Consider the following 24,488-nt stretch of genomic DNA (forward strand, 5'->3'; position numbering starts at 1 on the left):
ATTATCCACAGGTATACTTTCCAAAGTTTTTATTAAATGAGACAGCACTCTTTTAAACTTCGAAAATCGAGTCGCTGCTCACCCTATTAGAGGTAAGATTTTGTCATCCTTGTGGTCTGAAATACTAAAAAGATTAGAGCAGGAATTGAATGAACAACAGTTTCATTCTTGGATTCTGCCTTTACGTGCCTATGAAAAAGACAATGTTATTCATTTGCAAGCGACCTCTAGCTTTATGCTTGACTGGGTGAAAAAGCACCATTTCGAACAGATTCAAGCAACTTTGCATCAAGTCGCACCGACCAATACCCCTGAAATAATTCTAGAGATTGGCTCGTATGAACAGGAAACCATTACCGATAGCGAGCCAACCGTTCCTCAAGCTTTAAAATCAAAAAGCAACAGTTCGCCCAAAGAAGCGCCCACTGAAAAGAAAATCAATCAAATTGAACATAATTTGAATACGAACTTTACCTTTGGAACCTTTGTAGAAGGTAAAGCCAATCAACTTGCAGCCGCAGCAGCACGTCAAGTTGCGGAAAATCCAGGTGGCAGCTACAACCCATTATTTATTTATGGCGGTGTCGGCTTGGGTAAAACACACTTAATGCACGCCATTGGTAATCAACTTTTAGCGGATAAACCCGATGCAAGAGTGGTGTATTTGCACTCCGAGCGCTTCGTTATGGACATGGTGAACGCCTTACGTCACAACAAAATTGATAAATTCAAGCAGTTCTATCGTTCGCTCGATGCACTGCTGATTGATGATATTCAGTTCTTTGCTAACAAAGAACAATCACAAGAAGAGTTTTTCCATACCTTCAACACGCTTCTAGAAGGAAACAAGCAGGTTATTCTAACCTCTGACCGTTTTCCAAAAGAAGTGGAAGGGCTTGAAGATCGTCTAAAATCACGTTTTGGCTGGGGATTGACCATTGCCGTTGAACCGCCTGAATTTGAAATGCGTGTTGCCATCTTACTGAAGAAAGCCACAGAATACGGCCTACTACTCTCAGATGAGGTCGCTTTCTTTGTTGCAAAACGTCTGCGAGGAAATGTGCGAGATTTAGAAGGCGCACTGAAACGAATTCGTGCCTATGTGCAATTAACGCATGCGCCAATTACCGTTGACCTAGTCAAACAAGCATTGAAAGACCTTTTGGCGTTACAGCAAAAAATGGTAACTTTGGAGAACATCCAAAAAACCGTTGCAGACTTTTACAAATTACGTGTAGCAGATTTATTATCTAAACGCCGCTCACGCAATATAGCACGCCCACGACAAATGGCCATGGCAATTGCCAAAGAGTTAACCAATCACAGCTTGCCAGAAATTGGCGATGCATTTGGTGGGCGTGATCACACAACAGTGTTACATGCCATTCGTAAAATTAAAGAATTACGTGAATCAGACCATCATCTTGATGAAGAATTTAACAGCCTGATTCGCATTATCACAAATTAAGTCAACGATTAAGGATAGAGACATGAAAATCTCAATCACTCGAGAAAACTTACTGAAAGTTTTACAAACTGTCGGAGGCGTTGTTGAAAAGCGCCAAACCATGCCGATTCTAGGAAACTTGTTATTTCAGGTGTCAAACCAAATCTTGATCGTGACAGCTTCCGATTTAGAAATTGAAACCCGTGCACAAACCCAGCTGGAATCCTCAGATACTGAGCAATTCTCAATTACTCTACCAGCCTTAAAGCTCATCAATATTGTGCGCTCGTTACCAGATGGGTTGACCATTAACATGGACTTCGGCCAAGACCGCTGTAACCTCACCGCTGGACGTTCGAAATTTAAACTTTCAACCTTGGATGCAGAAGGTTTTCCAACATTGGATTTAAGCCAAACCGACATTAGCTTTGAACTGCCACAAAAACGCTTGAAACAGCTGATGCAACACTCGAGCTTTGCTATGGCAAGCCAAGATGTGCGTTTTTATCTAAACGGAATGCTATTCGATATCAGCAAAAACCAATTTCGAGTGGTTGCAACCGACGGTCATCGACTGTCTACCTGTTTTACCGAAGTAGAATTAGAAAATGTCACCGAAACTCAAGCAATTTTGCCACGTAAAGGCGTTCTAGAACTCGCAAAATTGGTTCAAGACAGTGATGATTCTCTAGAATTTTCGTTGGCAAAAAACTATTTAATGGTTCGTGTAGATACCACTTTATTCACCTGTAAACTGGTTGACGGTCGCTTCCCTGATTATCGTCGAGTCATTCCGGAAAATAACGACCAACTGGTTCAAACTGACCGTGAATTGCTAAAGAGCTTGTTGCAAAGAGCATCCATTCTTTCGAATGACAAATACAAAGGAATTCGTGTAACACTTGGCAACAACCTGCTAGCGGTTAACGCAACAAACAGCGAAAAAGATGAATCACACGAAGATATGGCGATTGATTATGCCGGTGCGGAAATGGAAATTGGTTTCAACGTAGGCTACATCCTAGATGTTCTAAACACCATGGCCGATGACTGTGTCGTTTTAAAATTCAAAGATGCCAACAGCAGTTGCTTAATCAGTGCCGAATCCGACGGTTGTGCTTGCCAGCACGTTATCATGCCGATGCGTCTATAGTTTCATTCTAAAAAAGGCACCAGAATGTGGTGCCTTTTTCCAAAGACCAACAAGCCTATATTTCGATACGCCTTAAGCTATAATCTACTCGAACGATAAATATTCTTATTTGGGAATGATTATGGATAACCAGAAATTGATTCGCATAGCAACCTATGCTTCCGTTAGCACCGCTATGATTTTGGTCGCAATCAAGCTTACCGCTTGGATTCGCAGTGACTCGGTCAGTATTCTGGCTTCGTTGCTTGATTCTACTTTAGATATTGCCGCCTCTTTAATGATTGCTTTTGCCGTATACATTGCTCAAATTCCTGCGGATGAGGAGCACAGATTCGGGCATGGAAAAGCCGAGCCGCTAGCGGCCATGGCGCAAAGTATTTTCATAGCCGGCTCAGCAGTTTATCTCGTCATCTACTCAATAGAACGGATATTTGCCCCGCAAGCAATTACTCATGCTGACACCATTATTCACTATATGATTTTTAGCTTAATACTCACATTAGTGCTTATCACTTTTCAGCGTTATGTGATTGCTAAAACTCAATCCACAGCCATTCGTGCCGACTCGTTACATTACCTAAGCGATGTTTTCGCCAATATTTTGGTGATTGTTAGTTTATGGCTTAGCCACGTCAACTGGGTAGATCCTGTACTGGCATTATTGATAGCACTATGGATTCTTCACAGCGCAGCATCTATTGCTCGCGATGCTAGCCACCAACTGCTGGATCACGAATTACCTGAAACCGAGCGTCAGAAAATGGTAAATATCATCCTCAAGCACCCTGATGTTAGAGGGGTGAACGATCTTCGAACTTATCAATCAGGTCCGAATAAATTTATGCAATGTGATTTGGAACTGGATGACTTTCTCACACTCAGAGCCAGCCACTCCATTACCGAAGAAGTCACTCAACAACTAAAATCGCAATTTTCGGACTTAGACGTTATGATTCACCAAGAGCCCGTGAGCTTGCAAGGTGACCCTGAACATCACACATGGGGAGCAGAATCTAACAATAAGTTGCAAAAGCACTTAGCCAAAACAACTGAAAACTCATCTCTCAACAGAGCCAGTAAATAGACACCTTCATGACGCAAATTGTCAAAATTCAATTACATAGTTTTCGCAATATTACCCAAGCGAACTGCCAACTTGCATCTGGCCTCAACTTATTTATTGGCGATAATGCCGCTGGCAAAACTTCACTGATCGAATCGCTTTGGCTTTTAGCCACCGGACGCTCTTTTCGCAGTAGCAAAATCAAAGATTTGATTCAAATAGACCAGAGTCAAACAACTGTATTTTTAGAAATCCAAAATTCAAAACATCAACATCGTCTTGCCGTTCAAAAATCTGCTGACAGCACAACTTTACGGTTAGATGGGGCGAACTTAAAAAGCCAAGCACAACTGGCAACCTATTTACCCGTTCAGCTGCTCACACCTGAAAGTCATAAATTACTCGAGGAAGGGCCTAAAGCAAGACGGAGCTTTATGGACTGGGGCTGCTTCCATCAAAACCCAGCATTTATCGACAACTGGCGTATTTTTCAGCGCAGTTTAAAACAGCGTAACTCGGCACTAAAAAAACGAATGCCTGCCAAAATGGTACAAATTTGGGATACTCAGTTCATTGAATCCGCATTAAAGATCGATCAAATGCGTCAAGACTATTTGCAAAAACTCGCACCACACCTGCAAAACTTTTGCCAAAATTTAATGCCCGAGCTTGAAGCGGATGTAGGCTGTCATTACCGAGCAGGCTGGCCTCAAGCGACCGAAAATCTAGAACAGCTCATGCATGAAAACCTGCTAAAAGACCAACAACTTGGACACACACAGTATGGCGCTCATCGTGCGGATATTCGCTTTAAATTTGCCGGCCGAGAAGCCTTGCAAATGCTTTCTCGTGGACAACAGAAACTGTTTGTTTGCGCACTACTTTTAGCTCAAGCGAAATTACATGAAGAGATTTGTGGCGAAGCAGTCATTATGCTCATTGATGACTTACCCGCTGAATTGGATGAATTCCATCGTCGAAAATTATTAGAGCTTTTGCAATCACTGGGAATCCAGCATTTTATCACCAGTACTGCCGAGAACTTAATTCCCATTTTGTCGCCAAAAACTTCGCAGATTTGGCGAATTGAACATGGAAACTTCAGCCCAATAGTGCTTGGATCAACTTCCATTGATTATTGAGTTTTTAACCGGCCGGTATTCTTTCTAAAAACCACCGGAACGACACCCTTCAGAAAAAACCTTGTAACACTTTGTTTTTAAAAGGAAATTTATACCAACTTTCCTGCCTGCGAACCCAATCAATTTGTGGTAAAATCTAGCGACATTTTTGTGTATGAAAAACAATGTTTTATCGTTCATTTACCGGCCGGTAATCCTTATAAAAAGAAGATACTATGACTGAAGAAACACAATACGATTCCTCCTCGATTAAAGTCCTCAAAGGCTTGGACGCCGTTCGCAAACGCCCAGGTATGTACATTGGGGATACCGATGATGGCACAGGCCTTCACCACATGGTGTTTGAGGTCGTTGATAACGGTATTGATGAAGCCCTTGCAGGGCACTGTGATAAGGTCGTTGTTACGATTCACACTGATGGATCAGTTTCGGTAAGCGATAACGGTCGTGGGATTCCAGTTGGTCTTCACCCAGAAGAAGGCGTATCTGCCGCTGAAGTCATTATGACCGTACTCCACGCCGGTGGTAAATTCGACGACAATTCCTACAAAGTCTCCGGTGGTCTTCACGGGGTCGGTGTCTCGGTGGTCAATGCCCTTTCTTCCGAACTTCACTTAACGATTAAACGTGAAGGCAAAATCTGGAAACAATCTTATACTCATGGTGTGCCAGACGCACCATTGGAAGCGATTGCTGACACTGACGAAACCGGAACTGAAATCCGATTTTTACCGAGTAAAGAAACCTTCACCAACCAAACAGAGTTTTCATTTGACTACTTGCTGAAGCGCCTTCGTGAACTGTCCTTCCTGAACTCCGGCGTCCACATTGAGCTGGTTGACAAGCGTGATGATCGTCACGAAGTCTTTGAATTTGAAGGGGGTATTAAAGCATTCGTTGATTACATCAACCAAAACAAGACACCGATTCATGAGAAAGCATTTTATTTCTCAACGGTCAAAGACGACATCACCGTTGAAGTTGCCATGCAATGGTCAGAAGCCTATAAAGAGTCGATTTTCTGCTTTACCAATAATATTCCCCAACGCGACGGTGGAACTCATTTATCCGGTTTCCGTGCTGCACTGACACGAAGCATGAACAGCTATGCAGAATCTGAAGGTTTAAATAAAAAATACAAAATCAGTGTTTCCGGTGATGATGCTCGTGAAGGTTTAGCCGCGGTTATTTCAGTAAAAGTTCCTGACCCAAAATTCTCTTCACAGACCAAAGACAAATTAGTTTCTTCTGAAGTAAAAAGTGCGGTCGAAACCGCTATGAACGAGAAGTTCGCAGAATTCCTGTTGGAAAATCCAAAAGATGCACAAGCCGTGTTTGCCAAAATCGTTGATGCAGCACGTGCACGTGAAGCCGCGCGTAAAGCCCGTGAAATGACACGTCGTAAAGGTGCTTTGGACATTGCAGGATTACCAGGTAAATTAGCCGACTGCCAAGAAAAAGACCCTGCTCTTTCAGAACTTTACTTAGTGGAGGGTGACTCGGCCGGTGGTTCGGCAAAGCAAGGTCGTGACCGACGTACACAGGCAATTTTGCCGTTAAAAGGGAAAATCCTTAACGTTGAAAAAGCTCGCTTTGACAAAATGCTCTCTTCTGCGGAAGTCGGCACATTGATCACTGCGCTAGGCTGTGGAATCGGAGTCGATGATTACAATATTGATAAGCTCCGCTACCACCGAATTATTATCATGACGGATGCTGACGTGGATGGTTCGCATATTCGCACGCTACTTTTGACCTTCTTCTATCGTCAATACCCTGAACTGGTGGAAAATGGCTATATCTATATTGCTCAACCACCTTTATACAAAGTCAAAAAAGGTAAGCAAGAAACCTATCTCAAAGATGATATGGAACTTGAAGCCTATCTACTGCAAATGGCCATTGATGGTGCACAACTAAATCCAGGTTCTGGCGCACCTGCAATTACCGGGCTTGGCTTAGAAACACTTGCCAAAGACTATTTCAAAACCAAACACGTCATTGACCGTTTAAGCCGTCGTTACAACTCTGTCTTCCTGAATATGATGGTTGACCACGCGACGGTTAACCTTGAAATGTTGAATGATTTTGATGCTCTCAATGGCTGGGTGCAAACTATTTTGCCGCACTTAACCGCTAAAGGTGAACTCGATAAAGTGGAATATCAACTCAATGTTGAACCTGCGACCGATATTAGCGGTGATGCACAATTCCAAATTCGTTTAACTCAACGCGAGCATGGAACTCTAAGCTCACAAATTTTTGATGCAGATTTCTTTGCCTCGAAAGAGTATGCACAAATCGTTTCACTTGGTGAACAGTTACAAGGTCTACTCAACTCTGATGCCTTTATTCAAGTTGGTGAAAAACAGCAGTCAGTTGCCAACTTCCAAGAAGCAATTGAATGGTTATTCAACGAAGCTAAGCGTGGTCAAAACATTCAACGCTACAAAGGTTTGGGGGAAATGAACCCTGAACAACTTTGGGAAACCACCATGAATGCCGAAGCACGCCGCTTAATGCAAGTCACCATTCGTGATGCAATGGTCGCGGATCAAGTCTTTACCACGCTTATGGGGGATGAAGTCGAGCCTCGACGTGACTTTATTGAGAAAAATGCGCTACAAGTTGAAAATCTCGACGTGTAATTTCAGAGAAAATTTCAACGACTTATGCAAATTCAGACAACCGTTGTCACAAACATTTAATTTTGAAAAATCAGCGGTTTTAGTTTCTAATACCCTGCATTAGTCTAAAGCTATAAATATATTAGTAAAAAGCGAAACCTAACCGGCCGGTTCAAATCGGCCGAATTACCTGGGTTTCACATTAATTAGGAGACAGTTATGTCAGTAGAACATCCAATTGTTACGGTTACAGGTTCATCAGGTGCCGGTACTTCTTTCGTTAAACGTGCAGTCGAAAAAATCTTTGATCGCGAAAGCTTAAACGTTGCAATCATCGAAGGTGACAGCTACCACAAATACCCACGTATGGAAATGCGTGAAAAAGTTGCGGAATCCAAAGCAAATGGTGGTCCAGTACTGACTCACTTCTCTGAACAAGCGAACTTATTCAACGAACTTGAAGCACTTTTTAAAGAGTATAAAGAAACGGCAACTGGTAAACGTCGTTACTACATCCACTCTGACGAAGAAGCTGCAGAGCACAATGCTCGCCTAGGTACAAACCTAGAACCAGGTGAGTTCACGCCTTGGGAAGATATTCCAGAAGGAACTGACGTTCTATTCTACGAAGGTCTACACGGAATGGTAAAACGTAAAGACCACGGTCCTGAAGAAGGCATGCATGATGTCTCTCAATACGTTGACCTAGGAATTGGTGTTGCACCATCGATTAACATCGAATGGATGCAAAAAATCTACCGTGATACGTCTGAGCGTCCATATTCAGTCGACCAAGTACGTGATGTAATCCTTGAGCGTATGCCTGACTACATCGAAACGATCGTGCCTCAATTCCACCGTACACACATCAACTTCCACCGTGTACCGTTAATTGATACGTCTGATCCATTCTCAACGATGTCTCCAGATGCACCAATGGGACCAGCGCCAGAAGATTCATTGATTATCTGTCACGTTCGTCACCAAGACATCGATCTAGAAGCGGTCAAGAACGAAATTCCAGGCGCTTTCCTACAAAACGATGAAACTTTGGTTTGTAATGGTTCGCACATGGTTCAAGCAATGGACCTAATGATGACACCAATCATCCAAAACCTAATCGCTAAAAAGCGCGCTGCAATGGCAGCTCTAGAAGGCTAATCAAAAGGTTATCTCCTTCTAAACTTTACCGGCCGGTAACTTTTATCGGCTGGCATAAAAAAGCCCCCGCAAGAATGATTTCTTCGGGGGCTTTTTTCATTCAGCAGTATTTCAGATAACGGTTAAATAGTGACCTTATCCAGAGCTTGCTCAATGTCGGCAATAATGTCATCAATATGCTCAATCCCAACCGACAAGCGAATCAAATCTTCAGAAACTCCAGCCTTAGCTAACTCATCAGCATTTAATTGACGGTGTGTTGTGGTTGCAGGGTGACAAGCTAAAGACTTTGCATCACCGATATTCACCAATCGTAGAATCATTTGTAACGCATCAATAAACTGTGCACCAGACTCACGACCACCTTTGACACCAAAACTTAAAATTCCAGAAGCCTTTCCACCGCAAATCTTCTGACAGATCTCATGATATTTATCGCTCTTCAAACCTGCATAATTTACCCAAGAAACTTTTGGATGCGCAAGCAGATACTCTGCAACTTTCAGCGTGTTCTCACAGTGACGCTCCATTCTTAACGCCAAGGTTTCTAAGCCTTGCATTAACTGAAATGCACTCTGAGCAGACAATGCGCCGCCAGTGTTTCGCAAAGGCACAACACGGCATCGAGCAACAAAAGCCGCAGCGCCAACATCTTTTGTGTAGCTAACACCATGATACGAAGGATCGGGTTCATTGAGCATCGGAAAACGCTCTGCATTCGCCACCCAATCAAACTTACCAGAATCAACAACTGCACCGCCCATGGTCGTTCCATGTCCACCAATGTATTTGGTCAATGAATGGATTACTATATCCGCTCCATGCTCAATTGGGCGGCACAGGTACGGCGATGCAACCGTATTATCAACCATCAATGGCACACCATGCTTGTGTGCAATTTCTGCCAACTTTTGTAAATCAACCACATTACCAGCCGGATTACCAATTGACTCGCAGAAGATCGCTTTGGTATTCGCATCAATAGCCGCTTCAAACCCAGCATAGTCATCTGACTTGACCATGCGAACTTCAATCCCTTGGCGTGGTAGTGTATGCGCAAATAAATTATAAGTACCACCATACAACTGGCTGGTACTCACAATGTTATCGCCAACTTGTGCGATTGTTTGAATGGCATAAGTAATTGCAGTCATGCCTGTCGCCACAGCTAAGGCCGCAACACCACCTTCCATCGCTGCCACACGCTCTTCAAGCACCGCATTCGTCGGATTCATAATCCGAGAATAAATATTTCCTGCAACTTTTAAGTCAAAAAGATCCGCACCATGTTGCGTGTCATCAAAGGTATAAGAGGTCGTTTGGTAAATCGGAACAGCCGCCGCCTTTGTGGTTGCTTCAGACTTATAGCCTGTATGCAGAGCCATAGATTCTAATTTCATATTCAGTCCTTTAATTGTTGCAGAAAATGCCAAAACCTATCCTAAAGGTTTTGAGATTCAGCAAGATAAAAATTTTTCATCTTCAGATGACAATTTCTCATAGTTCGAAACTTTTCAATCGTGATGCAACGTCAGACATTTAAGATCGCTGCTCCATCATAGCCATCTTCACTCCGGTATAAAGTAAAGCGAACCCAGCTGTTTTATTCACAAGATGAACCACCCAAGATTTTAATTGCTGCCGTGCCAAATGGGCACCCAACAATGCATAGCCGCTATAAACGAGAAGATCAGCAATAAAAACAGTCGCCCCCATTAACATCAATTGTGTAAATATGGAGTCATTTGGATCAATAAATTGCGGTAACAAAGCTGTGAAATACATTAACGCCTTTGGATTAGAGATCTGAATCGCCAAACCTTGGCTAAATAATTTTCGACTTTGCTGAGAAGTTTTCATCCCCCCTAAACGCAGATTCGACCCTTTAGCGAATAAAGCCATGGCTCCCAAATACACTAAAAAAGCGACCCCCAACCATTTAATGATTTCGAATAAAGTGTGCGAAGCTAAGATTAATGTGGCAATACCGGTTGCCGATAAGAGAAAAAAGAAGGCATCTCCGCTAGCAATTCCCAGAACGCCTAACCCCGCCCGTTTGGATTGCAAGGCAGCCCCCTGCGAAGCAGCAACCATTGCCGACGGTCCAGGAACCATAATCAACAATACTGTGGTCACAAAAAACAGACTATAAATCTCAAAACTCATTTACTACTCTTCTAACCTCTCTCAAAAAAGCTCGACGCATTTTAGGGAACCTCTGATCGAATCAGAGATTCCTTAACTTATCGAACAATTGCCAAATGTGCCTCAAGTTCCACTGACTGACCTAAGCGTTTTTCAATTTGTTGCTGGATTTGATCAATCTCATAAGCCGTCAGTGTTTGTTCAGATAACAGAGTCAAGGACACTCTTAAAGGCTTACCACGCAAAATACGAACCTCTCGAATCGTTGCATCGGTTGACAACAAACTAATCGGCTGGGATTCGAGTGCCGTGACCATTCTCTGCTCTTGAACCATTGAATAAAACGCAATGCTTAATGGGATACTGACCAGTATCACCACGAATGTTGTCATCATCAAACCTTTTTTAGCCAAGTGCAATGGACTAAAACCCAAAACCAAAAAGGTTGCCGCCGCCGCCAAGACAATACCGACCAAGTTCGTTAAAAACAACAAAAAAGCACCAGAGAACACATGCCAATCCCACCAACCAATGCCAATTCCAGAAACAGCCAAAGGTGGAACCAACGCTACTGCAATAGCAACTCCAGCTAAACTTTTAGCGACTTCTGATTTCGCATTGGCATAAGCACCTGCGATTCCGGCAATAATTGCAACGGCCAAATCCAAAATCGTCGGACTTAATCGAGCAGAAATTTCCGAATTCAATGCTTGTAATGGCATAAGCCAACTGAACAAAGTTGCGCCAAATAGTGCCAATAAAATCCCGAAAAGTAATGTTCTACTGCTTGTAATAGTTAACTCTGTTTCCTGTCGCAAAACACCCATCGATAGCGAAATAATCGGTGCCATTAAAGGTGCTAAAATCATCGCGCCAATAATCACCGGTGCAGAATTAGCAAATAAACCAACGGTTGCTAACAATACAGACAAAGCCATTAATACAAGATACGGTGGCGATAGTTTAGCGCTCTCTTTAAGCGAAATAAACGTCTCTTTGACCTCTTCGGGATCGGAGTGATAAATCCAAGGCAATTCACGCGAGACAAGGGACGTGATAAGTTTGCCTTTTGGTAAGTGGCTAACTCGAAATGACTCTTTGGGGTCAGAAACTCGACCGGCCGGTAACTCTGTATTGCAAATCTGAATCTGTGTCGGTTTTACCTCACACTCAACCTGAGCCTGTTCACAGGTTTCATAATCAATCCGAATTTCAACCGATTTTGGAAACTCTAATTGCAGACTTTGCGTTTTGACATGTCCCAAATAAGAGGGCAAGTTCAACACCTTGGTCTTACTCGGCAAAATCCGTGTTAAAGCAAAATTCCAAATTTCAGAAATGGATCGGGGGGCAAAAATCACCGTATGCAAATTTGGCTCACTCTGTTCGCCATTCGCCACCACCCGATGGGTAAAGGCATTTTGCTCCGGCTGATATACCATGCTCAAACTTTTTGCCGCAGTTTGAATTTGTGAATTCTTATCGGTGGTTAAGGTCAGTAAAAATGGCTGACTGCGCACCATATGAACAATCATGCCCCAAAGATAAACGATACGTGCCCAAAAGCCTTGCTGAACTTTCGCTGCCGGCTCCATAGATTGACGATCGCCAATTAAAACCGAACCTAATACCAGTTGTTGATTACAAAAAAAGTTATCAATGATTTTCGGCGATTCGTCACTAAAAATGGCTTCTAATGCATTAGAAAGCTTTGCTGGAATATGAAAGCGTTTCGCACTCAAAGGTGCATCGGGATGAGGTAAGAGACCAATCTTTACCGGCCGGTCAAATTGATTCAGAAAGTTTTTGAGGTTTTGATCACTCAAAGACAGCAATATTAAAGAGTCACCTTGTTGAACAGCAAAGGTTTCAAACTCGAACTCATCAAAGTGAATCGTTTGAATTGAAGCGATGTTTTGATTTGCTTCCAGAAATGCTTGAAGAGTTGCATCAAGCTTCTCAGGTGAATGGTCATCGGTTAATAGAATCATCTAACATTGCTCAGTATCAATCAGAATGATAGATTTTAACCGATTTGAGCCTTAATCCTTACCAAACAAATCTCGGGTGTAAACCTTATCTTTAACATCACGAATCTCGTCCACCAAACGATTCGCCACAATCACATCGCTCATAGCTTTAAATTCGTCCAAATCGGTAATGACTTTGGAGTGAAAGAATTCTGTTTCACCCTGTTCTTCCAGTACAGGTTCATAAATAACGACTTGAATCCCTTTGGCTTTAATGCGCTTCATAATTCCTTGAATCGAAGAAGCTCGGAAATTATCACTGCCTGCTTTCATAATCAGGCGATAAATTCCTACAACCGTCGGGTTTTTCTTGAGAATCTGCTCCGCAATAAAATCCTTGCGAGTGGTGTTGGCGTCAACAATTGCTCGAATTAAGTTTTGAGGCACATCCTGATAATTAGCCAGCAATTGCTTGGTATCTTTAGGCAAACAATAACCACCGTAACCGAAACTCGGATTATTGTAATGGTCTCCAATTCGAGGATCTAATCCAACCCCTTGAATCACTTGTTGAGTACTTAGGCCATGAACTTCACAATAAGTATCTAGCTCATTAAAGTATGAAACCCGTAAGGCAAGATAGGTATTTGAAAACAGCTTAACCGCCTCGGCTTCGGTAGCATCCGTAAACAACACAGGAATGTCACCGGCCGGTTTACTAGCACCTTCCACCAAAAGGTTCGCGAATGTCTGCGCGCGTTCCGAATTTTCGCCAACAATAATACGAGACGGATATAAATTGTCCCAAAGAGCCTTACCTTCACGTAAAAACTCCGGTGAAAAGAAGATATTCTCGACGCCAAATTTTTCCTTGACTGAATCGGTGAAACCAACAGGAATCGTCGATTTAATGACCATCACTGCACTGGGATTAATCTCTAAGACATCGGAGATTACAGCTTCAACACTAGCGGTATTAAACGTGTTGGTATCAGTGTCATAATCTGTCGGCGTGGCAATCACCACAAACTCTGCACCTTTATAGGCAGTCTCTTTCTCCAAAGTCGCTGTGAAATTTAATGTTTTGTTGTTCAAAAACTCAGTAATTTCTGCATCAACAATGGGAGATCTTTTGGCATTTAATAACTCGATTTTCTCAGGAATAATATCCAATGCGACCACTTCATGATGTTGTGCTAAAAGTACAGCCAAAGAAAGACCAACATATCCAGTTCCAGCCACAGCAATTTTCATATCTATCCTTTCATCGCGAGAAATTTTGTCATTCAAATTCAGCGTTTATAATAACTGCCATCTCTTAAGAATTAAAAAGAAAGTTTTATGAAAAAAATCCATATGAGCCCAGACATGAACTTTTTAGCATGGGTCTATCGATTCTTTGATTTATGGTTACCATTGATCCTTCTCGCAGGCTTAACGCAGTTTGTTTCATCGGTGGAACTAAACTCTGATTATTGGTTAATCGGAATTTTTTCAGGAATTGCGTTTGTCTCTTTTGGGCAACTCTCTGGCCTCTATCGAACTTGGCGTGGAGATGATTTGTTTTTAACCGGCCGGTTAATTTTACAAGCTTGGTTTCTTGCTTGGTCTGCCATTATTATCATGGTGTTCTTTTTAAAAGAAAGTGAGTCCTATTCAAGGCTCGTGATGATAAGTTGGGCCGCTATAACCCCATTTATAAGTATCCTCATCCGTTTATTTATCCGATATATTTTAGGAAAGGTACGGAGTCACCCAAAAAATCAAACCAAAATTGCGATTGTTGGGGCGGGTAAAGTTGGCCAACAGCTCGCGAAAAATTTGTTAAACAAACCCTTGCTAGGCTACCAAATTCATGGATTTTTCGATGACAACGAATCTTTACTCGGCACGAAAATCGATGGTATTAAAATCCTAGGAACAACTGAAACAGTGTGTGACTCAATTGCTTCAAATGCGGTTGATGAGGTTTATATCTGCCTGCCGCTTAGAGCAGAAAGCAAAATTAAATCTTTATTAAATGAACTGAATAATTCTTCAGTAGTCGTTAAATTTATTCCAGATTTTTTTACATTTGATTTGATGCATGCTCAATGGATGGAAATTGATGGCCTTCCCATTGTCTCTATTTACGATACCCCTCTAAATTCACTAAGCGCACGCTTAACCAAGCGCCTAGAAGATGTCGTCTTATCTACTTTCATCTTAATTGGGATTTCACCCATACTGGTTATGATTGCAGTCGCCATTAAAACGACCTCAAAAGGACCAGTGATTTTTAAACAAACACGCTATGGCGTGAATGGTCAAAAAACTAATATCTATAAGTTTCGCACCATGACCACTCTAGAAAATGATGAAAATATTCAACAAGCTCAAAAGGGAGACACAAGAATTACCTCTATCGGCAGGTTTTTAAGAAAAACCAGTTTGGATGAACTGCCGCAGTTTGTGAATGTTCTGCAGGGAAAAATGTCTATTGTTGGCCCCAGACCTCACGCCGTTGTCCACAATGAACAGTATCGAAAACTTGTTCCTAAATATATGCAACGACATTTAGTAAAGCCCGGCATTACCGGATGGGCACAAGTCAATGGCTGGCGAGGAGAAACAGACACCTTAGACAAGATGCAAAAACGCATTGAATTTGATTTACATTACATCAATCATTGGTCAGTTTGGCTAGACCTCAAAATAATCGTACAAACAGTTTATAAAGGATTTATACACAAAAATGCCCGCTAAAGCGGGCATAACTGAAAAGTCATCGTTGTTAACAATAAACAACCATAATGCTTTTAATCTTCATTAAATGATCGAGCAAACATATTGGTAAATGGCTTAGTGAAATAATCGAGTAGCGTTCGCTCACCAATTTTAATCATTACTTCCGCCGGCATACCTGGAAGCAAGAAGATTCCATCTTCCTCCATTTGTTTGATCCCAGCATCGGTCAACATAACTTTCGCCTCAAAATATTCCATGCCCGACTGTTCATCCATGAACTTATCAGCGGATACATGATACACCTCACCTTCAACCACATGGGTTAGCTGAGTATTGAAAGCCGAAAAACGCACATCGGCAATCAGCCCAATCATCACCTTATCGATATCGGTGACCATCACTTTCGCTTTGACCGCATAATTTTTCGATGCAGGAACAATTTCCATCAGTGTCTTACCTGATTGGATGACCTCGCCAATGGTGTAAACTGTCAAACCATTCACTACCCCAGCGACAGGTGCAGTAATATCGACACGCTCTAATCGATCAGCTAAGGCAATACGACGAGACTCTAAATCAACACGTTCAGATTGAACCTCTCGAAGCTGAGAAACGACTTCCTCGCGGAACTGTTGTTTACGTAAAATCAACTGAGATTCAGTTTCCGCAATCTGGACTTTCAAACGAGCGATTTCCGATTGATTACTATTACGTTCACCTTTAAGACGTGACAATTCACGTTGCATTTCCTGCAAACGAATTTTATCGGCGTATTGCTCTTTGAACAGTGCTTCCCAGTCTTTAACCTCCAATTCATAACTGGCAATTCGCTCATCAAGGGTCTCAATCAGCGAGTTTAAACCATTGATTTGTTCATTCATGGCATCAATTCGTTGATCATAAATTTTTAACTCTCCACTCAGAGAGTTACGACGCGCGTTAAAGACTTCTTTTTGCCCTTGCAGAACTTCTTGGACATCTTCATTTGCAGACTGGCTTAATAAAGCCTCTGGAAATTGGATGGTGTCCGCCAATTTACGTTCTGCTTTTAAACGTGCTTCTAAGCCATAAACTTCATTTAACCGCGCCTCAATCACCGACATTTCAGCTTTAGCTTGCGTAGGCGAAAGTTTAAGCAGAACTTGACCTTTTTTGACTTGCTGCCCCTCTTCAACGAGAATTTCAGAAACCATTCCACCTTCATAGTGTTGGACAACTCGGTTATTGGATGCGACGAACACTGTTCCAGATGCAACCGCTGCACTGTCTAAAGGTGCCGTGGCAGACCAAGTACCAAATACACCAAAGACAATAAACAAAACCAATAAACCTAAACGGCTATATGGAGTATGGTCATTCTTTATATTCGGTAAATCATCCTGTTTTTGTATTGCCATACCATCCAAGTCAGAACTAATCACTTCTCCCTGGTGTTTAACGGAGGTTGCTTTTTCATTTGCTAATTCAGCCATTTCACACCCCTCTCTTATTTACTGTTACCAAGCGACAAACTGCCGTCTTGTAAAGCTTTTAAAACTTCATCTCTTGGCCCAAATCCACGCAATTGCCCTTCTGCCATTAGGATAATTTTATCGACATGTTTGAGAATCTGTTTACGATGTGAAATCAACACAGCGGTTGTACCTTTTGCTTTTAATTGTTGTAAGGCCTCAGCCAATGCCTGCTCGCCTTGATCATCCAAGTTAGAGTTTGGCTCGTCTAAAATCACGACTTTAGGGTTACCGTAAAGCGCTCTTGCGAGACCAATACGTTGACGTTGTCCACCCGATAAACCTGCATCCCCGCTTAAAACCGTGTCATAGCCTTGTGGCAAGCGTAAAATCATTTCATGTACACCAGCCATTTTGGCAGCCATAACAACTTTTTGAGGATCCAACTCACCAAAACGTGCGATATTTTCACTGATGGTACCAGCGAATAACTCTATATCCTGCGGCAGATAACCGATATGTTTACCCAAAGCATCTTTATCCCAAGCATGAATATCTGCACCATCCAATCGAACCTTACCAGCCATGAGAGGCCAAACCCCTAATAAAGCTCTCGCCAAAGAAGATTTACCAGCCCCTGACGGTCCAATAATCGCCACCATATCACCTTTATCTAGACCAAAATTCACACCTCGAACCGCAGGTGCTTGAGCACCGGGAGGTACCACCATAATATTCTCCGCAAACAACTGTCCTTCTGGGTCAGGTAAAGCCATCGGCTCTTGTTGTGTCGGATATTTGGTAAACAATTCATTCAAACGACCATAGGCACTTCGAGCCTGTCCAAACCCTTTCCAAGAACCAATCATTAAATCCACTGGTGCTAGCGCTCTACCCAAAATAATCGAACCGGCAATCATCATCCCAGGGGTAATTTCATTTTGAATGGCTAACCACCCCCCAAGACCCAGAATCAATGATTGGAACATCAATCGAAAGTTCTTTGACATATTAGTCAAAACACTGGCTCGATCACTGGCATCAGATTGTTTTTGTAAAAAACTTAAATGCTTTTGGAACCATTTGTAACGTAGGTTTTTCTCCATTCCCATGGCTGCAACGACTTCGGCATTTTTTAAGCAGGACGACGCATAGTTTGCTGATTGCATACTCTCGGTGTTCGCTTCTGCTAAAAGTGCTTTGGTAGAGTATTCATTAATCCAAGCCAGCGAGAACAGAACCACAACCGCAAATAAAGCAAACGCCCCAAACCACGGATGGAATAAGAATAAAATCCCAATATAAATTGGTAGCCATGGCGCATCAAAGAAAGCAAACAAACCATTACCTGTCATAAATTGGCGCACACTATTCATATCATGAATCGGTTGCGGAGAATTATGACCGGGTTCATTCACCGAGCGTTTAAACATCGAAGAAAATAGATTTTCATTCAGGTAGCTATCTAACTTATTTCCCACTCGAATCAGAATCCGAGAACGAATAAACTCTAATAACCCCATAGTGATAAACAGAATGACCACAATTAGAGTCAACATGTAGAGGGTATCTTCCGATCGGCTGGTTAACACTCGATCGTATAGCTGCAACATATACAGCGCTGGAACCAGCATTAGCAGGTTAATAAACAGGCTAAAAAAGCCTGCAGAATAAAAAGCGCGTTTGACACTGGCCAGCGCTTTTTGCAGTTCGGTTTTATCTTGAGGTTGGGACATAGCTAACGACTTATAAACTCTTTAAAAAGTTAAGATTTCAAGGCTGACATGGAAAAATCAGACTTCAGATAGGATTCAACACCGGCCGGTGACAATTGACCAATTAAATAGAGAAATTCAATTTGCGCCATAATATTGTCATGAATTTCGAAAATTAGGCGGCGCTCAACCTCATAGCCTCGCGCTTTGGCTTCTAATACATCGAAGACACCACGCAATCCATAGGTTAAGCCCTTTTGAGCAGAATCTAGATAAGCTTGATTAGAGACTTTAGATTTTTCTAAAGACTCAATATTCGCAATAGAACCTTCTAAACGCGCCATAATTTCATCCATTTTAAACTGGATAAAGCGTTTTTGATCTTCCAGAAAATAAGTTTCACTCTCTACCTGATAACGCGCCGCTGTCACTCGGGAATTCGTCATTCCCCCTTCATACAAAGGCATATTTAGTTCTAATTGAATTTTCTTATCTTTTTCGATGCTGCTTTCGTAGGTTTCTGAGTCGCCGACAGTCATTCTCAAAGAGACTTCAGGCCAATATTCGGCTTTAGCAACATCAACACCAATCTCAGAAACTTTTAAGCGTTTCTTTGCGACATCAATCGTTTGCGAATTTTGCAACGCTAAACTAACCCAATCTCCCTGCTCTAAAATATGATCGGCTCTTTTCCAAAGCTGCGAATTCAATGAGTCGACCTCTGTCACAGGCGTGCCCAAGATTCTCCCCAGACTTTTCTGAGCCACTTTCAAATCATTCTGATCACGAACTAAATTGGAGCGAAGTACATCATAGCGTGATTGCGCCTCCAACAGGTCAACCTTATTTGATAAACCACGCTCAAGCATTGCTTCCAGCTGTTCAATACGTTTCACATGATCATTCAGCTCCAAATCAGAAATGCGAACCGCTTCTTGAAATTTCAACACTTCAATATAAGACTGAGCCATTTCCACTAACTTGGTTTGTTGATCCAATGAAAAAACAGCTTCTTGACTGGCAACAGCGGCTTCAGAACGATCAATGCCCAAAAAACGTTTACGCGAATAAACAGGTTGCACTAAATTCAAATTCAAACGTTGATACGTTTCTTTTGCATCCTCAACAAAACCTGTTGAGTACTCGCCTCGTCCCTTTATGGCTGAAGCAGATATCTGCGGCTTAACTTGGGCCCAGGCTTGATTAATTTGCTCGGCATCCGCATTCAATTGTGATTGCTTGGACAATAGATCATCGTTGTATTGCAATGTTTGCTGCATAGCAGAAACAAAATCCACGCTTTCAGCAGCAGCAGGCATTTGCAGACCTGTAAAAATGACAAAACCAACCGCAAGGTTGGCTAGAGGATTACGCCCTTTAAAGCGCAATCGATTTCGAATACTCGTTTCCATAATTCTCTTTTTAAAATTTGAGGACATCACTATCATCGTCGTCAAACATTTTTTCCAAATCCACTTCATTGGCATTGGCTTGTTGTTTTAGCTTACTATGTACTTCCACCGCTTTTTGTAGGTTCTGGAACTTATCCATACTCAGTAAATGCGCGTAAATAAAGCCCATAGCTCCAGTACGTTGTAATGTCTGTAATGTTTCAGCAGATAATTCTCGCAACTTACCTTCATCCACTCGGAATAAATCCGGTCGAACCGTTTGCGTTTGTTCTGAATCCTCTGAAAGCTTCACCTGAATATTCATAGGGATTAAAATCCCAGATTCAAGTACCGAGTGAAGCGCTTTTTGATCGACTGCTACTCGTTGATTGAGTTGATCCAAAAATGTCATCACTCCCTTGCCTTTTTCAGTGAGCTTACCGTCCGCTAAAATCGCTTCACCTTGACCTTTAGCAAAAGCCTTATCAACCTCTGCTTGAAATACAGCCAGCATTTCCTGAGGCTTATCCTCACCCTGAGCTTTTGCTTTTATCAAACGAAAAGGATAGGCTCGCAAAGCCGCTGGAACATAAGGCAATAAAAACTTACCATTCACAGGGTGGACCAAACAGTTCTCTTCACCCAATCCTGAAGCCAGCCCAAAACGAATCATCGTACTCCCTTCTGACCTAATCACTTGGAAAAGCATCGGCATCAGACCAATCAATTTGGCAACTTCTGCTGAATTTAATTCAATAAAATTTGACGACTGAGCAAATTCAAACGGCTTAACTGGCGCATAGCCATAACCATTATGTAACTTCGAAGACAGGGCGATAAAAGGAGAACTTGGGACAGATTCAGACATAAAATTGAGCAAACTCACTAGCACATAATTTTTAGAAAGTGCATTCTAACACTCTGAGCAAGCAAGAGTAAATTTCTAAAACTGCTTAACCATCACTCAGTTGGCTTTAGAACTGCGCTACCAGAAACAAGGATAACTTGAGTTTGACCCGTTGTTAAGTCAGTTTCGACTTGCACCTCAGTCGGTTCTGACGTTTTTTCCAGAGTCCAACCCTTTTCCACCATAACAGGCTGATTTTCAACCAACTCTATTTGCGCTGGCTGAGGAATTTCATTACTCCCTCCACCCCCGCCTCCACAAGCAGTCAGAAAGAGTGCAAAACTTGCAATCACTGAATAACCAATCATGTTTAATGTCATATTTTTCATCTCATTTCTCCAACACTAAAACGCAATCGGTGCATCTAAATAAGAATTCACAATTAACTTACCATTTTGAATACGAATCTGACTAGATGCAGTGATAGGCGTTAATGGTAATACCCAAGTTGAATTGTCAGAAGTCACTCTTCCATCTGTGTCAATCCACAGTTGAATCGAACCATTCGCAGCCACTGGGTTACTGATTTGTAAGCTTAACCGGCCGGTCACTTCCTCTAAATCAACTTCAGTAAACGTCTCTATTAAATTCAGTACAAGGTTCGAATTCCCAATGGTTAACACCACATCCAGACCCACAATCGTCCGCTCAACCGTTACCACATCTGAAAGTTGGATCGACTCACCCACTTCCGGTAAAGTTGTCATAGCTCCAATATTCACAACAAACGGTGCAACAGTCACTTTAAAGGTTTCAGACTGGGTTTGCCCATCTTCTGAGACGGTGACGGTGACGACCACTTCTCCAGACGTGACAACTGGGCTCCAGTTCAATTGCAAGCCACTGTCTTGATAGCTAACACTCAACCACTGTGGCTGAGAGACTGCAATTGAAATAGTCGGTTGAGTCACACCCAAAATCGTAAATGGCAGATTTGTTGGCACTTGTCCCGCCGGTGCGACCACATTATTCACTTGCGATAGGGAAATATTTCGAACCAAAGGATCGGTGCCGTTTGCGATTTCTTCACTATCCGCAACCCCATCCCCATCGTCATCGTCATCTCGAACATCTGCAATGCCATCACCATCGGTATCTTTATTCGCTAATTCATCCAATGGAAAATCATCTTCTGCATCTAAAATCCCATCCGCATCACTATCCGCATTCAACGGATTCGTGCCAAGCCCGATTTCTTCAGCATCACTTAAACCATCATTATCATCATCTGGATCACGATTGTCACCGATTCCATCACCATCAGAATCTTTGGATTCAGAGGAATCATTTGGAAACGCATCTTCTAAATCTCTTACACCGTCATTATCCGAATCCAAGGTGGATTCAGTAATGATTAGCTGTGTAGCACTTTGATTATTCGTTTCATTAATCTCGATAACTGCTGAAAGAGTATCCACAACAGCAATCACAAAATAATCATCAGGAGAGGTAATCAAAGGGATGGATAAAGCCTTGGATACCGATTCACTTGGGTTCAAGGCGGATAACGCAATTTCATCACTGGCTAGTAAGACATCACGATCATCTTTCGTATTATCCGTCGATAGATACCAAGCAATGCTCACAGGATCAGCCGTAGCAGAATTCCCCTCATAAAACACCGTCGTGCTAGCGTTAAGCGTTTGGCCAGCTTCTAATGAAGTTGGGGACAATGACAAATCTGACACCTGATAATCCTGTTCAAGTGGGTAAATGGTCAAACGCCAGCTTGATGACCAATTACCTTCATTCGCTGAAATTGCAAAGGTTAAATTTACTGAAGTTTCATTGGTACAACGCTCAAAAGAAAGATCAAAATCACCCAAAGACCATGAATTTTCACCGGCCGGTAAATTATTCCAAGACTCCAGTGCATCGGTTATGTCTACACAACTTTCACTGGCAGACAGTCTGGCAGTCACACCTGTCGCGATGACCTCACCAGTATTTTGAATGCCAACACTCAACTCAATTCTTTCACCCGGTTCAATCGTGCCACTGTCATTACCAAAGCTCCCATCAGAAGTGTCATCATCCACCAAAACTGCCGTTACCGCTAATTCAGGATAAACCGGTGCCGGTTCTGGCTCCATAGATTGAGTCGGATAAAAAGCCGCGACCTGATCTCGGATAGCGTTAAAACCGCGAGCGTTATCCGCAGCAAGCGCCCCCGAAGCAACACCACATGGCTGGCCAACACACAAAATATTCGGATTAGAAAACACATCACCTTCCGGCTCATCGTAACTCATAATGGTTGCAAACACGCCTGGGTCATCATGCCCAAAGGAATAAGAAAAAATTGGGGTTTCGCCTCCGGCATGCGAATGATCGTGTTCCGAACCTAAGTTATGACCTAATTCATGGGCAAATGTATTATTAGGCGCAAAATAATTTTGGTCACTGCCATCACTGACCACAAAAAAAGCATAATCTTTGTCATAAGACTGCATAGCACCATCACTCCCTAAACGATAAGCAATGCCGGCACTTTGGTGCTCTGGATAACGAAAATCTCGAACAAACCCCACTAAATCAGCGCCGTATTGTGAACGCAAGGTAGATACATCAGCAAAAACGCCAGTACCCTCTTCAATCGCCGTTAAAGCTTGGGAATTACTCGCTGAGTTCGAATAATTTTTTAACGCACTGTAAACAAGACGCACTTGAATATTGATTTGGCTATCTGCAAACGCTTGATTGGTATAGGCCATTTTATTGTTAATCAGACTTCTAACAGCCGCCTCGCTGCCTAATCGTGATTGCAATGCCGAATCCCAAAACACCATCACATCAATAGTACTGCTTGCGGAAGCCTCTCGAACAACGGCCTTTTTAGCTTTCGGTTCATGCAAATCATTTGCAGAAACGAACGGTGTTACAGGTCTGGAAGGGACAACACCCCCTTCATCAATTGGAACCCGTTGCATGTTTTGCTTATATTGAGGGGGAACTAGCCACAAACCTCCTGCATCCGCATGCAACTCAAAACGCCCTTCTGGCGTTTTAATATGACCAAAACCAGCGAGTTTATTGGTTGTAGAAAAAGTGATTAATGCTGAAGTGGAGGCGTTTTTTCCTAAGCTCGCAGAAATCGAAATATCACCGTTACTATGTTCAAAGCGACGAGTGACTTGCAAGGTGACGGGCTTTTGATTGAGTACAAACGTCAAATCATCGCCAACATCAATCTTTGACAATTGCGCTGACAACACCACAGCCTGCCGATCTGAAATTGCTTGGTTATTTTTTTCGTTTTGAACGGTGTTTGAACGGACTTGTTCAAACAAAGGAAATGACGCTGCCAAAGACAACGACGACCAACTAACCAGGCCGATGATTAAAATCGACCAAGCTCTGACGAGAAAAAAATGCATAACGGCACCCAAATACAAAATGACTCAATGCATGATACCGAACTTTACAGTAAGAAGGTAAGCAATCTAAATCTTACCGGCCGGTTGGAAATGGATTACTTCGTCGTTGGTTTTTAGATTGCCGCGTCACTACGTTCCTCGCAATGACACCTTTTTTACGTCATTGCGAACGCAGTGAAGCAATCCACACAACACAGTCATTGCGTCTGCGA

Annotated in this window: 18 protein-coding genes; 8 read left to right on the top strand and 10 right to left on the bottom strand. The window is 42.4% G+C overall.

Going from position 1 to position 24,488, the window contains the following annotated elements; genetic code table 11:
* Window positions 1–97: 97 nt before the first annotated feature.
* From dnaA to D9T12_RS00030, 6 genes are all read left to right on the top strand, one after another.
* A complete protein-coding gene (gene dnaA, locus D9T12_RS00005; RefSeq protein WP_130536244.1) occupies window positions 98–1,468 on the top strand; it encodes a chromosomal replication initiator protein DnaA in 1,371 nt (456 codons plus the stop codon).
* Between the two features lie 22 nt (window positions 1,469–1,490).
* Window positions 1,491–2,600 carry a DNA polymerase III subunit beta gene (gene dnaN, locus D9T12_RS00010; protein ID WP_130536245.1) on the top strand — a complete coding sequence of 370 codons (1,110 nt, stop codon included), beginning with the start codon at window positions 1,491–1,493 and terminating at the stop codon, window positions 2,598–2,600.
* Between the two features lie 121 nt (window positions 2,601–2,721).
* Window positions 2,722–3,684: a cation diffusion facilitator family transporter gene (locus tag D9T12_RS00015; protein ID WP_130536246.1), complete on the top strand. Its 963-nt coding sequence runs from the start codon at window positions 2,722–2,724 to the stop codon at window positions 3,682–3,684.
* Window positions 3,685–3,692: 8 nt separating this feature from the next.
* A complete protein-coding gene (gene recF / locus D9T12_RS00020) occupies window positions 3,693–4,805 on the top strand; it encodes a DNA replication/repair protein RecF (protein ID WP_130536247.1) in 1,113 nt (370 codons plus the stop codon).
* A 215-nt stretch (window positions 4,806–5,020) separates the two neighbouring features.
* The gene (gyrB, locus tag D9T12_RS00025) at window positions 5,021–7,453 is read left to right on the top strand and encodes a DNA topoisomerase (ATP-hydrolyzing) subunit B (RefSeq protein WP_130536248.1); all 2,433 of its coding nucleotides are present in this window, start codon (window positions 5,021–5,023) and stop codon (window positions 7,451–7,453) included.
* Window positions 7,454–7,651: 198 nt separating this feature from the next.
* A complete protein-coding gene (locus tag D9T12_RS00030) occupies window positions 7,652–8,593 on the top strand; it encodes a phosphoribulokinase (RefSeq protein ID WP_130536249.1) in 942 nt (313 codons plus the stop codon).
* A 122-nt stretch (window positions 8,594–8,715) separates the two neighbouring features.
* Here the strand turns inward: D9T12_RS00030 and D9T12_RS00035 are convergent, their stop codons facing one another.
* The 4 genes from D9T12_RS00035 to D9T12_RS00050 all read right to left on the bottom strand — a co-directional run bounded on the left by D9T12_RS00035 (window position 8,716) and on the right by D9T12_RS00050 (window position 13,962).
* On the bottom strand, window positions 8,716–9,993 hold the full coding sequence (locus D9T12_RS00035) for an O-acetylhomoserine aminocarboxypropyltransferase/cysteine synthase family protein (protein WP_130536250.1): 1,278 nt from the start codon (window positions 9,991–9,993) through the stop codon (window positions 8,716–8,718).
* A gap of 139 nt (window positions 9,994–10,132) precedes the next feature.
* Window positions 10,133–10,759 (bottom strand): LysE family translocator, encoded by a 627-nt coding sequence (locus tag D9T12_RS00040; protein ID WP_130536251.1) that lies wholly within the window; start codon window positions 10,757–10,759, stop codon window positions 10,133–10,135.
* A gap of 77 nt (window positions 10,760–10,836) precedes the next feature.
* Entirely contained in the window at window positions 10,837–12,729 is a 1,893-nt protein-coding gene (locus D9T12_RS00045) for a TIGR00341 family protein (RefSeq protein WP_130536252.1), read from the bottom strand.
* Between the two features lie 51 nt (window positions 12,730–12,780).
* Complete coding sequence (locus D9T12_RS00050) at window positions 12,781–13,962, bottom strand: nucleotide sugar dehydrogenase (RefSeq protein ID WP_130536253.1); 1,182 nt, start codon at window positions 13,960–13,962, stop codon at window positions 12,781–12,783.
* An 87-nt stretch (window positions 13,963–14,049) separates the two neighbouring features.
* Here D9T12_RS00050 and D9T12_RS00055 point away from each other — a divergent pair, with 87 nt between their 5' ends.
* Window positions 14,050–15,453, top strand: coding sequence for an undecaprenyl-phosphate glucose phosphotransferase (locus D9T12_RS00055; RefSeq protein WP_240693195.1), 1,404 nt, complete (start codon window positions 14,050–14,052; stop codon window positions 15,451–15,453).
* Between the two features lie 53 nt (window positions 15,454–15,506).
* On the opposite strand, the gene D9T12_RS00060 is transcribed toward D9T12_RS00055, so the two are convergent.
* The 6 genes from D9T12_RS00060 to D9T12_RS00085 all read right to left on the bottom strand — a co-directional run bounded on the left by D9T12_RS00060 (window position 15,507) and on the right by D9T12_RS00085 (window position 24,276).
* Window positions 15,507–16,907 (bottom strand): HlyD family type I secretion periplasmic adaptor subunit, encoded by a 1,401-nt coding sequence (locus D9T12_RS00060; protein ID WP_130536254.1) that lies wholly within the window; start codon window positions 16,905–16,907, stop codon window positions 15,507–15,509.
* Between the two features lie 14 nt (window positions 16,908–16,921).
* Window positions 16,922–18,622, bottom strand: coding sequence for a type I secretion system permease/ATPase (locus D9T12_RS00065; RefSeq protein WP_130536255.1), 1,701 nt, complete (start codon window positions 18,620–18,622; stop codon window positions 16,922–16,924).
* A gap of 29 nt (window positions 18,623–18,651) precedes the next feature.
* Window positions 18,652–20,013 (bottom strand): TolC family protein, encoded by a 1,362-nt coding sequence (locus D9T12_RS00070; RefSeq protein WP_165395005.1) that lies wholly within the window; start codon window positions 20,011–20,013, stop codon window positions 18,652–18,654.
* A gap of 10 nt (window positions 20,014–20,023) precedes the next feature.
* A complete protein-coding gene (locus D9T12_RS00075) occupies window positions 20,024–20,860 on the bottom strand; it encodes a SapC family protein (protein WP_130536257.1) in 837 nt (278 codons plus the stop codon).
* A gap of 92 nt (window positions 20,861–20,952) precedes the next feature.
* The gene (locus D9T12_RS00080) at window positions 20,953–21,228 is read right to left on the bottom strand and encodes a hypothetical protein (RefSeq protein ID WP_130536258.1); all 276 of its coding nucleotides are present in this window, start codon (window positions 21,226–21,228) and stop codon (window positions 20,953–20,955) included.
* Window positions 21,229–21,243: 15 nt separating this feature from the next.
* Window positions 21,244–24,276, bottom strand: coding sequence for a reprolysin-like metallopeptidase (locus D9T12_RS00085; protein ID WP_130536259.1), 3,033 nt, complete (start codon window positions 24,274–24,276; stop codon window positions 21,244–21,246).
* On the opposite strand from D9T12_RS00085, the gene D9T12_RS12525 reads away from it, so the two are divergent.
* Window positions 24,271–24,393, top strand: coding sequence for a hypothetical protein (locus D9T12_RS12525; RefSeq protein WP_276318992.1), 123 nt, complete (start codon window positions 24,271–24,273; stop codon window positions 24,391–24,393). The genes D9T12_RS00085 and D9T12_RS12525 overlap by 6 nt on opposite strands.
* Window positions 24,394–24,488: the final 95 nt, after the last annotated feature.

The sequence above is a fragment of the Thiomicrorhabdus indica genome (assembly GCF_004293625.1).
Taxonomy (GTDB): domain Bacteria; phylum Pseudomonadota; class Gammaproteobacteria; order Thiomicrospirales; family Thiomicrospiraceae; genus Thiomicrorhabdus; species Thiomicrorhabdus indica.